At 50.7% G+C, this 14,718-nt stretch carries 12 protein-coding genes and 1 tRNA gene; 9 read left to right on the top strand and 4 right to left on the bottom strand.

The genetic code is table 11. The annotated features are described in order from the left end of the window. The first annotated feature begins 228 nt into the window (after window positions 1-228). Window positions 229-765, top strand: a complete 537-nt coding sequence (locus Q4A89_RS10145; protein WP_303185311.1) for a TIGR00730 family Rossman fold protein — start codon at window positions 229-231, stop codon at window positions 763-765. 26 nt (window positions 766-791) lie between these two features. On the opposite strand, the gene Q4A89_RS10150 is transcribed toward Q4A89_RS10145, so the two are convergent. After that, window positions 792-1,859 (bottom strand): Fic family protein, encoded by a 1,068-nt coding sequence (locus Q4A89_RS10150; protein WP_303185312.1) that lies wholly within the window; start codon window positions 1,857-1,859, stop codon window positions 792-794. Between the two features lie 359 nt (window positions 1,860-2,218). Here Q4A89_RS10150 and Q4A89_RS10155 point away from each other — a divergent pair, with 359 nt between their 5' ends. The 5 genes from Q4A89_RS10155 to Q4A89_RS10175 all read left to right on the top strand — a co-directional run bounded on the left by Q4A89_RS10155 (window position 2,219) and on the right by Q4A89_RS10175 (window position 9,105). Continuing rightward, window positions 2,219-3,595 (top strand): tetratricopeptide repeat protein, encoded by a 1,377-nt coding sequence (locus Q4A89_RS10155; RefSeq protein ID WP_303185313.1) that lies wholly within the window; start codon window positions 2,219-2,221, stop codon window positions 3,593-3,595. A gap of 224 nt (window positions 3,596-3,819) precedes the next feature. Next, a complete protein-coding gene (gene ileS / locus Q4A89_RS10160) occupies window positions 3,820-7,272 on the top strand; it encodes an isoleucine--tRNA ligase (RefSeq protein ID WP_303185323.1) in 3,453 nt (1,150 codons plus the stop codon). Window positions 7,273-7,338: 66 nt separating this feature from the next. Continuing rightward, entirely contained in the window at window positions 7,339-7,719 is a 381-nt protein-coding gene (locus tag Q4A89_RS10165; RefSeq protein ID WP_124752355.1) for a TraR/DksA C4-type zinc finger protein, read from the top strand. Window positions 7,720-7,731: 12 nt separating this feature from the next. Beyond that, window positions 7,732-8,343: a lipoprotein signal peptidase gene (locus Q4A89_RS10170; RefSeq protein WP_303185314.1), complete on the top strand. Its 612-nt coding sequence runs from the start codon at window positions 7,732-7,734 to the stop codon at window positions 8,341-8,343. A 9-nt stretch (window positions 8,344-8,352) separates the two neighbouring features. Next, a complete protein-coding gene (locus tag Q4A89_RS10175) occupies window positions 8,353-9,105 on the top strand; it encodes a DUF4296 domain-containing protein (RefSeq protein ID WP_303185315.1) in 753 nt (250 codons plus the stop codon). Here Q4A89_RS10175 and Q4A89_RS10180 read toward each other — a convergent pair. The 3 genes from Q4A89_RS10180 to Q4A89_RS10190 form a co-directional block, all read right to left on the bottom strand. Beyond that, a complete protein-coding gene (locus tag Q4A89_RS10180; protein WP_303185316.1) occupies window positions 9,034-9,771 on the bottom strand; it encodes a DUF4858 domain-containing protein in 738 nt (245 codons plus the stop codon). The two genes, Q4A89_RS10175 and Q4A89_RS10180, sit on opposite strands and share 72 nt — an antisense overlap. A 243-nt stretch (window positions 9,772-10,014) precedes the next feature. Continuing rightward, on the bottom strand, window positions 10,015-10,965 hold the full coding sequence (locus Q4A89_RS10185; protein WP_303185317.1) for a glycosyltransferase family 2 protein: 951 nt from the start codon (window positions 10,963-10,965) through the stop codon (window positions 10,015-10,017). A gap of 146 nt (window positions 10,966-11,111) precedes the next feature. Further along, a tRNA-Thr gene (locus tag Q4A89_RS10190) sits at window positions 11,112-11,188 on the bottom strand. A gap of 189 nt (window positions 11,189-11,377) precedes the next feature. On the opposite strand from Q4A89_RS10190, the gene pepT reads away from it, so the two are divergent. Genes pepT through Q4A89_RS10205 form a run of 3 tightly spaced genes read left to right on the top strand, consistent with a single transcriptional unit; the run spans window position 11,378 to window position 14,690 of the window. Next, a complete protein-coding gene (pepT, locus tag Q4A89_RS10195) occupies window positions 11,378-12,604 on the top strand; it encodes a peptidase T (RefSeq protein ID WP_303185318.1) in 1,227 nt (408 codons plus the stop codon). Between the two features lie 2 nt (window positions 12,605-12,606). After that, window positions 12,607-13,692 carry a glycine cleavage system aminomethyltransferase GcvT gene (gene gcvT, locus Q4A89_RS10200; protein ID WP_303185320.1) on the top strand — a complete coding sequence of 362 codons (1,086 nt, stop codon included), beginning with the start codon at window positions 12,607-12,609 and terminating at the stop codon, window positions 13,690-13,692. After that, a complete protein-coding gene (locus tag Q4A89_RS10205) occupies window positions 13,689-14,690 on the top strand; it encodes a Gfo/Idh/MocA family protein (protein ID WP_303185322.1) in 1,002 nt (333 codons plus the stop codon). Before gcvT ends, Q4A89_RS10205 begins: the two co-directional genes overlap by 4 nt. The last annotated feature ends 28 nt before the right edge of the window (window positions 14,691-14,718 follow it).

A 14,718-nucleotide genomic window follows, 5' to 3' on the forward strand; every position in this document is an offset into this window, starting at 1 on the left:
TATCGGAGCAAAAAGCTCAGATGTCGGAGCAAAAAGGTTCGATGTCGAACTTTTTTCTGACGAAATGGCAGGGAAACGACAAAATGTCCCTCCAAGATCGTGAAATTGTGGCTAAGAATACGCGGGAGGAGGGCAGGAAACAGGGTCCCGGTCTGGTGTTTTTATCTGCCGGTATACAATATCAGGGATTTTATCTAAATTTGCGGCTTCTTTAAAAAACGATAGAATATGCGTTCAGTTTGTGTGTATTGTGCGTCCAGTTCGCGGATCGATACGGGATATACCGAGGCGGCTGAAGCTTTGGGAACACTGCTTGGTAAAGGCCGGTGGCGGGTGATTAACGGAGCCGGAAGTTTCGGCCTGATGCGGGTTGTTTCGGATGCGACGTTGAAGGCGGGAGGAACCGTCGTCGGGATCATTCCGCATTTTATGGTCGATAACGGGTGGTGTCATTCGGGGCTTACGGAGCTGATTCGTGTCGAGACGATGCACGAGCGCAAGCAGCGGATGGCCGATATGTCCGATGCGGTCATTGCTCTGCCGGGCGGTTGCGGTACATTGGAAGAGTTGATGGAAATCATCACGTGGAGGCAACTGGGATTGTATCATCATCCAGTGGTGATTCTCAATACGAACCATTATTATGATCCTTTGTTGGAGATGTTGAACCGTGCGGAAGACGAACAATTTATGCGTTCGCAGACACGCACGCTGTGGCAAGTGGCCGAAACGCCGGAAGAAGCTATGCGGATGATTGATGTCTGAAAGGGCAGGAGAGGAGCGGGGGCGGTTCAGTTTTTCAACCCGTATGAGGTGCTTCGGCCGCCGTCGCCGTGTTTGTGCAGAATTTTTTTGTCGATGAGGTCTTGAATGTCTCTGAGTGCCGTATCGGGAGAGCAGAGGTTGATATTCGCCCAAATGGATGAGGTCAGTTTGTCGTCCATCCCTTCCCACAAGAGGTTGATCATCTTGACTTGACGGTCGTTCAGGCGTACCAGTCGGTATTTCTCCCAGAACTTCGATTTTTCCAGAATACGTGTGATGGATGCTTCGGCCTCGGTCAACGCCGTTTCCAGACAATGAAGAAACCACATAAGCCATTCGGTGACATCCATATCCCGGCTGCAAACGGTCTGCATCAATTGATGATACGTTTCTTTCCGCTTGCAAAACTGCTCGGACAGGCAGAAGAAGCGTTGCCGGGAATTGTCGGCTCGTGCGAGGAAAAGATGCATTATCGTCCGTGCAATTTGCCCATTCGCGGTTGCAAACGGGTGAAGGAGCCAGAAATAAACATGCGCCACTCCGGCCTTGATAACCGGATCGGTCGTATGCGTCGTATTGATCCACCTGATAAATCGTTTCATCTCCCTGGAAATCGGCGACATGTCCTGCATGGCGAAAGGAGGAAGCACACCGGGCGTAATGGTCGGTGTAAGGACGTCAGTATGGCACGATGTTTCCGGACTTAGCTCATCCTTCCAACCGTAAAGACGTTCTTCCGTGATGGGCTGAAGATAGTTCAGCAACGCATCGGTCGATACACGGACGATGCCGTCGACGGCCATATCGATATCGTCATCGGGGTTCTGTCTCTTTTCCAATTTCAGCTGACGGCTCACAGAGGACCGTACTTTTTGAGCATCGAGTATCTGTCCGTCAAGTTCGGCTGACCGGATGATTTCATTGGAGATGGAGTTCAACAGCGCATTTTTTTTCAGATCAATGCCCAGCAAGCTCGTTTTGCCGACAAGTCGCCCCTGCCGGTTACGCACCTCTCCCAATATGGACATTACCTCTTGGTAATTCCATGTCAGGTAAGGCCATCCTTTTTCTTGCCATATAGCTGTTTTGCGCATATTCTCCGTAAGATTTGCGGCAAAAATAAGGAACTTTTTCGGGAAATAACGCATGACGATTGAATTAAAAACGCAAAGCTTTGTTAACTTGTGTTTGTTTTGTTGTGTGTAAATGATTTGTTGTGTTTGGGGAAGGGCGTTGGGTTCTCTTTATTTGCCTGAAATTTACAGAAGTGGGGTGGTTTTTGTGGTGCGTCGATAAACGCAAAAGAAAAAGTGTGAAATGAAAGTTTTCAACACTTTTTGGGGTGTGTTGTTGAAAACTATTTTTTAAGGCTTCGCAAACAGGGGCTAATTTTGTACTTAATCTGTCGGAAAAACGTCAAAAAAAGAAGTATAAAATACGGAGGAAAAACGCTATGATGGAACACGGCACCAATTATTCGTTTTTGATAGAGACTTTACAGTCTCCGACTTTTCATTCGGTGAAGGCTTTGTCCGATCGGTTTATTTCGGAGCTTTCGGACGACCAGCGAAACAAACTTTTCGATGAATTGAAGGATAGCGGTAACTTGCAGGAGACCGAGCCACAACTCGCTGCTTATCTTTATGCGTTTGGCGATCTGCACGAAGCGCGTTTGCAGAAAGCTTACAGCTGTTTGCCTCAATCATTTTTCAGCGAAGAGATCGAATGGATTGATTATGGTTGCGGGCAGGGGCTCGGAGCGATGGTGTATCATGATTTTCTGCAGGCGCAGAATCTTACTTCGTTGGTTCGTCGGTTCACGTTGATCGATCCATCGGAGCGTTGCTTGCAACGAGCGGCTTTGCACGTGCGTCGCTTTTTTCCGCATTCTGAAATCCGTACGGTATGCAAATATATGGACGAGTTGAAAGCGGACGACCTTTTTTCCGGCACTCCGCAGCGCACGTTGCATCTTTTTTCCAATCTTCCCGGCATGTCTATCCGGACAGTCGAACATCTCGCAGCCCTCATCGGTGATGCTCCCGAGGGATACCATTCATTCGTTTGTGTGGGGCCTTATTATCGGCATATGCCGGAACGCATGGCACAGCTGGATGTCCTGCTTGAGCGATTGAAAATACCGAAAGAGGCGGTCGTTTCGGAAGACTGCGGCGAAGACGAGTTCGTGCCCGGCCGTTCGTGGACGTGTGCGTTGCGTATCTTTGTTAAGGGAAAACAAATGCCGAAGTCGGAACCTCCTGCCGAAGCACCGCTTGTTGTACCCGTCGCGTCGGAAGAACTTCCTGAACCGGATATTTCGGCCGATGCCTCTTCCCACGAAGAACTCCCTGTCGATAGCGGAGAAGAAAAGCCTCAGATCGATCAAATTCTGGACGCCCTGAACGAACCTGAAGAGCCTGAATACGTCGGGCAGCTTCGTGCAGCAGCCGAACAGGGAGAGGCCGCGGCACAAAACAGACTGGGGTATCTCTACGATGTTGGGAAAGATGTGTTTCAGAACGATGCCGAAGCAGTGCGATGGTATCGTCGGGCAGCAGCGCAGGACTATGCCATGGCGCAGTATAATCTGGGCAATCGTTACCTCGCGGGACGCGGGGTGCCGCAGGATTATGGTGAAGCGGCCAAGTGGTACCTGAAAGCGGCCGAACAAGGCGTTTTGCCTGCCATGAATAACTTGGGGGTGATTTACGCAACAGGGCAGGGCGTGAAACGCAACGAGGCCGAAGCCGTCAAATGGTATCGCAAAGCCGCAGCAAAGGGGGATCAGACTGCTATTCGGAACTTACGGAAACGTGGTATTTCAGACTGACATATACCATTGGCTGTGTGACCGAGTAGTCATTTTTTTGTTCAATAATCAATAAACCATAGATTTATAGCCTTTTTTTGTCTGCGGATACGTTAGACCGAAGGAAGCTCCGTTTTCTCACATCTCTTCCGCTTGAAGGCGGTCTTTCTTCGTACGTCTGATTTTTTATTTTGGCAAAAAATCTTACCTTTGCGGCAATTTTTTAGAAACACGTACAATACATGATGAATAATCGATTTGCCGAATATACTACGTTCGATTTGTCAGACATTAACAAAAAGGTGCTGCAAAAGTGGCAGGACCGTAATGTCTTCCACCAGAGTCTGAATATCCGCAAGGACGCACCGTCCTTCGTTTTTTACGAAGGACCTCCTTCGGCCAATGGTATGCCCGGCATTCATCACGTTATAGCCCGTTCGATTAAAGATATTTTCTGTCGTTACAAGACGATGAAGGGATATCGTGTCGACCGAAAGGCCGGATGGGATACACACGGTTTGCCCGTAGAACTTGGAGTAGAGAAAGAACTCGGTGTCACGAAAGAAGATATCGGTAAAAAAATATCGGTATCCGACTACAATATGGCTTGTCGCAAAAACGTGATGAAGTTCACGAAAGAATGGGAGGACCTGACACACAAGATGGGCTATTGGGTGGATATGGAACATCCGTATATCACCTACGACAACCGATATATCGAAACGCTCTGGTATCTTCTCAAAGAATTGCACCGGAAAGGACTTTTATACAAAGGATATACGATTCAGCCCTATTCGCCCGCGGCGGGTACGGGGCTTAGCTCGCACGAATTAAACCAGCCCGGTTGCTACCGTGATGTGAAAGATACGACGGTGACGGCGCAGTTTCGTGCTAAAATACCTGCTGCAAAAGAGAATGACTTCTTGAAACAAGTATTCGGCAAAGAGACGGACAGTGTCTATTTCTTAGCGTGGACGACAACTCCCTGGACGCTGTCGTCGAATACGGCGTTGTGTGTCGGCGAAGACATCGATTACGTGGCGGTCCGCTCTTTTAACCCGTATTCCGGAGCGCCGAACATCTATATTCTGGCGAAAGCTTGTATGGATGCGTACTTTAATCCGAAAGCGGCCGGACTGTCACTCGGCGAATACAAACCGGGCGACAAGCTGATTCCGTTCGAAGTAATCGCCGCATGCAAAGGTAAAGACCTGATCGGCGTCGGGTACGAACAACTGATACCTTGGTTCAATCCCGGTGAAGGCGCGTTCCGTGTCATCTCCGGCGACTATGTGACAACCGACGACGGTACGGGTATTGTACATATCGCACCGACTTTCGGTGCCGATGACGCCCGGGTAGCCAAGAATTTCGGTGTCCCTCCGTTACAGCTGGTCGACAGAGCCGGAAACCTGCGTCCCGCTGTCGATCTGAAAGGTCGTTTTTACTGTCTCGAAGACCTTGACGACGATTATGTGAAGAAGAATGTAAACGTTTTGAGCTATAAAGCATATGCTGGTCGTTATGTGAAGAACGACTACGATCCCCAACTCAATGGAAACGACGAGACGCTCGATATCGACTTGTGCGTCATGCTTAAACAGCAGGGATTGGCGTTCAAGATCGAAAAGCATGTGCACAATTATCCGCATTGCTGGCGTACCGATAAACCGGTACTTTACTATCCGTTAGACAGCTGGTTTATCCGAACCACCGCCTGTCGCGACCGGATGATTGAGCTTAACGAGACGATCAACTGGAAGCCGCAAAGCACCGGAACGGGACGCTTCGGGAAATGGCTCGAAAACCTTCAGGACTGGAACCTGAGCCGCAGCCGTTATTGGGGTACGCCGCTCCCGATCTGGCGTACCGACGATGGCGCGGAAGAACTCTGTATCGGATCGGTCGAAGAGCTGTATCACGAAATCGAAAAAGCCGTTGCCGCAGGTCTCATGAAGAGTAATCCGTATAAGGACAACGGTTTCAAACCGGGCGAATATACGTCGGAGAATTATGACCGGATTGACTTGCATCGTCCGTATGTCGATGAGATCACGCTGGTTTCTCCGCAAGGAAAACCGATGAAACGCGAGATCGACCTGATCGATGTATGGTTCGATTCGGGCGCGATGCCTTACGCGCAGATTCATTATCCGTTCGAGCATAAAGACGCATTCGATCGACGCGACGTCTATCCCGCCGATTTCATTGCCGAAGGAGTAGACCAAACGCGCGGATGGTTCTTTACGCTCCATGCTATCGCGACAATGATTTTCGACAGTGTGGCGTTTAAGAATGTCGTCTCTAACGGGCTCGTGCTCGACAAGAACGGTAACAAGATGTCCAAACGCCTCGGCAATGCGGTCGATCCGTTCGAGACGATCGAAAAATACGGTTCCGACCCGCTGCGCTGGTATATGATTACGAATGCCTCGCCGTGGGACAACCTCAAATTCGATGTCGAAGGTATTGAAGAAGTGCGTCGCAAATTCTTCGGTACATTATATAATACGTATTCGTTCTTCGCGCTCTATGCGAATGTGGACGGTTTCACCTACGGCGAGCCGGATGTGCCGATGGCCGAACGTCCCGAAATCGACCGCTGGATATTGTCGCTGCTCAACTCGCTTGTCAAAGACGTGGATGAGTTTTATGAAACATACGAACCGACCCGTGCCGGACGGGCGATTTCGGATTTTGTGAATGATCACCTAAGCAATTGGTATGTCCGTCTCAACCGTCGCCGCTTCTGGGGAGGAGGCATGACACAGGATAAGCTCTCGGCTTATCAGACGCTCTACACTTGTCTCGAAACGGTCAGCAAGCTGATGGCGCCGATCTCGCCGTTCTACGCCGACCGTCTGTTTATCGATTTGATCACCGTAACCGGACGCGACAAGGCGGAATCCGTACATCTGAGCGACTTCCCCAAGTGCAACGAGGCGATGATCGACCAAACACTCGAAGAACAGATGCAGATTGCGCAGAACATCTCGTCGATGGTGCTCGCGCTGCGCCGTAAAGTGAATATTAAGGTGCGTCAGCCGTTGCAAACCCTCATGGTGCCGGTGACCGACGACCGGCAGAAGGAACATATCGAAGCGGTAAAAAACTTAATCTTAAGCGAAGTCAATGTAAAAGAACTCAATTTCGCGGATAACTCGGCCGGTGTACTGGTGAAAAAGATTAAGCCCGATTTTAAGAAGCTGGGGCCGCGTTACGGAAAGGTTATGAAACAGTTGGCCGCCGCCATTCAGGCCATGACGCAGGAAGATATCGCTTTATTCGAACAAAACGGTTCGTTTACGTTCAACCTTGAAGGGGTGGAAAGTGTTATTGTATCGGACGATGTGGAAATTATCTCGGAAGATATTCCCGGCTGGCTTGTGGCTAACGAGGGACGCCTGACAATCGCGCTCGACATTACCGTCACGGACGAGCTTCGCAAAGAAGGATTGGCACGCGAATTGGTGAACCGCATTCAAAATCTGCGTAAAAGCAGCGGACTGGAAATCACGGACAAGATACGTATTGCCATGGTACCCGCGCCGGAAATGAACGGAACAATCAGTGATTATGCCGATTATATTCAAAAGCAAGTGCTTGCTGAGTCGATCGAAATGACGGAAAATCTGCCGGATGCGACAGAACTCGATCTGGATGATTTTAAATTATACGTAAACATCGAAAAAGTTTGAGCCGACATGGTGTAATATCAAAAGAATATCGTATTTTTGAAAACCAAATAAAAGGAGGACTGAATTATGGCTGAGAAGACAAGATACTCGGATGCGGAGCTGGAAGAATTTCGCGCCATTATCATGGAGAAGCTCGATAAAGCGAAGAAAGATTACGACTTGTTGAGATCGGGGATTACGAACGCCGACGGCAACGACGTCTCCGATACTTCACCGACATTTAAAGTGATGGAAGAAGGGGCGGCTACTTTGTCGAAAGAAGAAGCCGGCCGTCTGGCGCAACGTCAGATGAAATTTATTCAGAGCTTGCAGGCCGCATTGATCCGTATCGAGAACAAAACATACGGGGTATGCCGTGAAACAGGTAAGCTGATTGCGAAAGAACGTCTGCGTGCGGTACCTCATGCCACATTGAGCATCGAGGCCAAACAGAGCGGAGTAAGATAAGCGGCGCGTCTGATGAAAGGAAAAAAAGCGTGGGGAGCAGTAGTCGTTATTTTACTGCTTCTCTTTCTTGATCAGGCTTCGAAAATATGGGTGAAAACCCACATGCAACTGCACGAAAGCATTGAAATCTTTTCATGGTTTCAGCTTTACTTCACCGAAAATCCCGGCATGGCCTTCGGGATGGAGTTTTTCAACAAGCTCGTGCTGTCCGTCTTTCGCATTGTGGCGGTGATTGCCATTGCGTACTACCTGATTCGCCTCGTACGACATAATTATTCGTTTGGCTTTATTGCTTGCGTTGCACTGGTTTTTGCCGGAGCACTCGGTAACATCATCGACAGTGTGTTCTATGGCGTCATCTTCGATCACAGTTACGGACAGGTCGCTACGTTTATGCCGGCCGACGGAGGGTATGCCTCTCTTTTGCACGGCAAAGTCGTGGACATGTTGTATTTTCCGCTCATCCGAACCACTTTCCCAGACTGGTTTCCGATATGGGGCGGAGAGGAGTTTATTTTCTTCCGGCCGATCTTCAATCTGGCCGACTCGTCTATTTGTGTCGGAGGAGCGATCTTGTTGCTGTTTTATCATCGCACTCTTTCCAAGAGTCTTTCGACGAAGTAGGTTCGATACATGCCGGACAGGAAATTTCAGCGATTTTTCATCGGATGCTCGACTGTCATCTTGTTGTCGGCATGCAGCCACACGCCCAAAGGAATTATTCCGGAGAAAAAAATGTGTGATGTGCTGATCGATATGCAGATGGCAGAAACGATTATTAACGATGATCCGTACACGTATGCATCGTTTGATAAAAAAAACGCGTTGTTCCAGTCGGTCTTTAAAAAACATGGTCTGACGCAGGCCGTGTATGACAGTTCGTTGATATGGTACGGTAAAAATATCGATATCTATATGCGTGTCCACGATATGGCGATGGCCGAAGTAGACAAGCGTATAAACGCCCTCGGTGAAGTGAAAGCCGAAGCATTCGATGCTCCGTTGGCCGATTCGGTCGATCTGTGGGTTGATAAACGATGCTATGTTTTCTTTCCTAAGTCGTTGTCTAATAAAATTGTGTTCGATCTGAAACCTGCTGAGGCCTATCCGGCCGATTGTCGTTTCGTGTGGGAAATGCACGTTTGGGGACTGACACCGGGCAGGCAGGTGTTGGAAGTGAATCTGCGTGCCGACATGCCCGACTCGACGCTCGTCGTAAAAGATTCGATCGTCGGGAACGGATTTCATCAATATACATTACAGGGTACGTCGTATAATCCGGTACAGCGTGTGTACGGGTATATCCGCATCAAGTCACCGGCTTTTCCGTATCCTAAAATCTATATCGACCGAATCCGGTTGATGAGGTACCGAGTCGGAGAGTAGACGTTTCTTTGCATATTCCCTTAATCGGTTAATATATTCGTTCAGGCGGCGGCGTTCGTGTTCTTCCTTCGAAATAGACGGAGGGGCGACCTCGAATTGTTTGTAGGCTTGTGCATTGCGCGCATTGCGTTTTTTGGCGCGGTGACTCGGCCAAAAGATGCTTCGGGCAATATCTTCGGCACTGAACGTTATATATGGACTTGGAAGCGTTCGTTGGTCATCTACCGTCGTTTTTTTTACATTCATTTTCATTAATATCTTCATCTCTTCGATTTGTCTTTCCGATAACATCATTCCGCCCGATTTATTTGTAGCTCTATCCGGATCGTTTGCCGATTTGTTGTTTTTATTCAGATCGTACAGCATGAAAACGGAAGGCGGGAGCAGATGGAGTTTGCGATGGCTTTCGGGGCGGATGATGCTGTCGAACGATTTGACGATGGGTAATTCCAGCGGACTGTGTTTCATTTGTTGCGCGGGAGCGGGGTTGATCAGCGTGCCGGAGCGGATGGCTCGCAGGGTTTCTTCGTTCAGTTTTAACTTTTCCTGACCCGACAACACACGCTGTAACCACAGCGAATCTTTTGCCGACCAATCTTTCTGTGCCGATGCGGCGATACACACCTGCAATCCTAAGATCAAAAACAACACGCAGCGTTTTTCCATAGCCCGATATCTATATATTTCGGGCAAAAATAAAAAGGTGACGGAGAAAGGTTCACGCGCTTGTGTGCAAAAAAACGTAGGAGATGTTTATTTCAAAAAAAATAAACGTTTTTCCATCGATGTTTTGCTAAAAAATATGGATTCGGCGTGTGTGATGCTATTCAGCCATCCAGCAGTCAATATTCAGCATTCAGCCAACGAATGAACAACTCAACAAATAAACATTTAAATGCCGATAGGGCTTTAAATCTCCTGTTCTATTTTGTACTTGTTGCGGCTCGGAGCATTACGCGAGATCAATTCGCCGATAAATCCGGCCAGAAAGAGTTGCGTACCGATTACCATAGCCGTGAGTGAGATGTAGAAGTAGGGCGAAGTCGTAACGAGCGGCCGCAGGTCGCCGTTGTACATGGAAATCAGTTTCATGATCAGCACGGCCACGAGCGCCACGAAGCCGATCAGGAACATCACGCTTCCCCAAAGTCCGAAGAAGTGCATGGGCTTTTTCCCGAACTTCGAGGTGAACCAGAGTGAAATCAGGTCTAAGTATCCATTGACGAAACGGTCGAGACCGAACTTCGTTTCGCCGTATTTACGCGGCTGATGATGCACGACCTTCTCGCCGATCTTGTTGAATCCGGCGATTTTAGCCAAATAGGGGATATAGCGATGCATGTCGTTGTAGACTTCGATATTCTTCACCACTTCGCGCCGATACGATTTCAGTCCGCAGTTAAAATCGTGCAGATTGATGCCCGAGAACTTTCGTGCCGTAGCGTTGAAGAGTTTCGAGGGGAGGTTTTTTGTCAGTTTGTTGTCGTAGCGTTTCTTTTTCCACCCCGACACGATGTCATAGCCGTCTTCCTTGATCATCCGGTAGAGTTCGGGGATTTCGTTGGGACTGTCCTGCAGGTCGGCGTCCATCGTGATAATCACGTCGCCCTCGGCGCGTTGGAAACCGCAGTGCAACGCCGGCGATTTGCCGTAGTTACGTCGGAACTTAATGCCTTTCACGTGTGCCGACTGTCGTGCCAGATGCTCGATCACTTGCCATGAATGATCGGTACTTCCGTCGTTGACAAAGATGATTTCGTAGCTGAAATGATGCTCGTTCATCACCCGTTCGATCCACGCGTGCAGTTCGGGGAGCGATTCGGCTTCGTTATACAGGGGTACGACTACTGATATATCCATCGGTTTTATTTATGTTGTTTCGGTTGGCAAAGGTAAAATAAAAATTTGTTTAAGGGAAATTCTACCTCTTGTATAAAACACGCGCCAGATACAAATCAAACGATGTATCCGGCGCGCTCATGAAAAAGCTCGAATTTCTCTCGCTTTGGAGCCTCTTGTCGGATTCGAACCAACGACCCCGAGATTACAAATCACGTGCTCTGGCCAACTGAGCTAAAGAGGCAGGTGGGAAAGCTTTCTACATCGCACCGCTACGACCAAGTACCCTTGCTGCGGTCAAGCCCTGGGGGAATTCCGAGGGAGCTGGTCGTGTAGGACTTTCCCGGCGCAAAGATACGCCCTTTTTCCGACTAATCAAATTTTTTTTCGTTATCCTGAAAATTCTCGTACTTTTGCGAAAACAAAAAAGTACATGGACACGACCGATCGTTTTCTTCGTTACGTCTCGTTCGATACCCGTTCGGACGAGGACGCGCAGACGACGCCCAGCACATCCGGGCAACTGCATTTAGCCGAATATTTGGCGCAGGAACTGACGGCCATTGGAATGGACGACGTTTCGCTCGATGCCAACGGTTACGTCATGGCCACTCTGCCTGCCACCACACAGCGTGAAGGCATCCCCACCATCGGATTTATTGCTCACATGGATACCAGCCCCGATATGACGGGCAAGGACGTCAAGCCGCGGATCGTGACGTACGACGGCGGCACGATCGTGCTGAACGAGTCGGAGCGTATCGTGCTTTCGCCCGATACGTTTCCGGAGCTGGCGAACTACGTGGGACAGGAGCTCATCGTTACCGACGGAACCACGTTGCTGGGCGCCGACGATAAGGCCGGCGTGGCTGCCATCGTATCGGCCATGGAATACCTGCTTACGCATCCGGAGATCGCTCACGGCAAGGTGCGCGTCGCCTTTACGCCGGACGAAGAAATCGGGCGGGGCGCCGACCGGTTCGACGTCGATAAGTTCGGTTGCGACTGGGCGTATACGATCGACGGCGGGGAAATCGGCGAGTTGGAGTACGAGAATTTCAACGCCGCGCAAGCTGTGATCACGATCAAAGGGCGGAACGTGCATCCGGGCTATGCCCGAAACAAGATGGTGAATGCCGCTCTGCTGGCTACGGAGCTGAGCGCTTCGCTGCCGACCGAACAACGGCCGGAGAAAACGAGCGGGTACGAAGGTTTTTTTCATCTGACGCGCTTGGAAGCGACCGTCGAGGAAGCCTCCTTACATTATATTATACGCGATCATGACCGGTCTCTCTTCGAGCAGAAGAAAGACTTGCTCCGTACGCTCGTGCACGAAATGGGGGCGAAGTATCCCGGTTGCGTAACGATCGAGATGCGCGACCAGTATTACAATATGCGCGAAATCATCGAACCGAGAATGGAGATGATCGAATATGCGTGCGAGGCGATGCGTGCGGCAGGCGTTACGCCGCGTATTCGTCCGGTACGGGGCGGTACGGACGGGGCGCGTTTGTCGTTCATGGGATTGCCCTGCCCGAACCTGTTTGCCGGAGGACTGAATTTTCACGGGCGATACGAATATCTGCCGGTTCGTTCGCTCGAAAAAAGCAAGGAAACGATTATTCAACTATGTCATATAATTACCAATCAAACGAAATAGAAATGAAGACAACACCATTTACCGATTTACACATCGCACTGGGTGCGAAAATGCATGAGTTTGCCGGATATAACATGCCGATCGAATATGCGGGGATTATCGAAGAACATCAGACCGTATGCCAGAGCGTAGGCGTTTTCGACGTCTCGCACATGGGCGAAATCTGGGTGAAAGGGCCGAAAGCGCTCGAACTGCTTCAGAAAGTGACATCGAACGATGTCGCTTCACTGCCGGTCGGGAAGGCGCAGTACAGCTATTTCCCCAACGAACAGGGCGGAATCGTCGACGATATCATCGTGTATCATTACGAAGACGAGAAATACCTGCTTGTAGTCAATGCCTCGAACGTGCAGAAAGACTTCGACTGGTGCGTGAAGCACAACACGATGGGCGCCGAGCTTGAAAATGCGTCGGACCATATGGGGCAGCTGGCCGTGCAGGGCCCGAAAGCCGCCGAGGTGATGCAACGCCTGACGCCGGTCGACCTCTCGTCGATTCCTTACTACGGCTTCGTCACGGGCGAATTTGCCGGATGTCCGAACGTGATCATCTCCAACACCGGTTATACCGGCGCGGGAGGGTTCGAACTGTATTTCTATCCGAACGAAGGACGCAAGATATGGGACGCTCTTTTCGAGGCCGGAAAACCCGAAGGGATTCAGCCCATCGGACTGGGAGCGCGCGATACGCTGCGTCTGGAGATGGGATTCTGCCTTTACGGAAACGATATCGACGACACGACTTCGCCCATCGAAGCCGGTTTGGGGTGGATTACGAAATTCGTCGACGGCAAAGACTTCGTCAACCGCGCCGCGCTGGAGAAACAGAAGAAAGAAGGCGTGTCTCGCAAGCTTTGCGCTTTCGAACTGTTGGAGAAGGGCGTGCCGCGTAACGGATACGAAATCGTTTGTCCGCAGGGCGAAGTCATCGGTCGCGTAACGTCGGGTACGATGTCGCCGATGATGAAAATCGGCGTCGGGCTCGGCTACGTGGAAGCGGCTCACGCCAAGGTGGGCGAAGACGTGTGCATCCGTGTGCGTAACCGCGACCTGAAGGCGCGGATCGTCAAACCGCCGTTCCGCAAATGAAGAAGAATAAGGTCCGTTTCGGTGTAGTCGGTACGAATTTTATTACCGACTGGGTGATAGCCGGCGGGCGCGAAGACGAACGGTTCGAACTCTCGGCCGTTTGCTCGCGCTCGCACGAGACGGCGCGGGCTTTCGCTGACAAACACTGTATTCCGCATACGTTCACCTCGCTCGAAGCGATGGCGGCCAGCCCCCTGATCGATGCCGTTTACATTGCCTCGCCCAACGCGTTTCATGCACAGCACACCATCGTGTGCATACGCCACGGCAAACATGTGTTGTGCGAAAAAGCGCTGGCCTCGAACGCCGTCGAAGCGCGCGAAATGATCGCCACGGCACGTCGTCAGGGCGTCGTGCTGATGGAGGCGATGAAACCGACGCTCACGCCCGGCTTCCGCGTCATCCGCGAGCAACTGCCGCGGGTCGGCACCCTCCGGCGCTACTTTTCCTGCTACTGCCAATACTCGTCGCGCTACGACAAACTCAAGGAAGGCGTCGTGCTCAACGCCTTTCAACCCACACTGAGCAACGGCGCCACGATGGACATCGGCGTCTATACGATTTATCCGATGGTCGTACTCTTCGGCCGACCGAAAACCGTCCGTGCCTCGGGCGTCAAACTTTTCAGCGGTGTCGACGGACAGGCGGCCGTTCAATTTACGTACGACGGAGGCCTCGACGCCACCGTCCTCTACGGAAAAATCGCCGACTCGACGCTGCCTACCGAAATTCAGGGCGAAAGCGGAACGATTACGGCCGACCGCATCAACATCATCGGTCGCGTGAGCTTCACCCCCCGCAAAGGCGAAACAGTCGACCTGCTCACGCCTCCCACTCATAACGAATACTACTACGAAGTAGCCGAATTTATCGACCTGATTCAATCCGGAACGATGGAATCGGCCGTCAACTCGCACACCCACTCGCTGATCACGATGGAGCTACTCGACGAAATCCGCCGTCAGCTCGGTGTGCGCTTCCCTGCCGACGAACGTTGACATAATAATGGTTATGCCCTGCGGGCGT

It is taken from the genome of Tannerella sp., assembly GCF_030528505.1.
Lineage (GTDB): Bacteria > Bacteroidota > Bacteroidia > Bacteroidales > Tannerellaceae > Tannerella.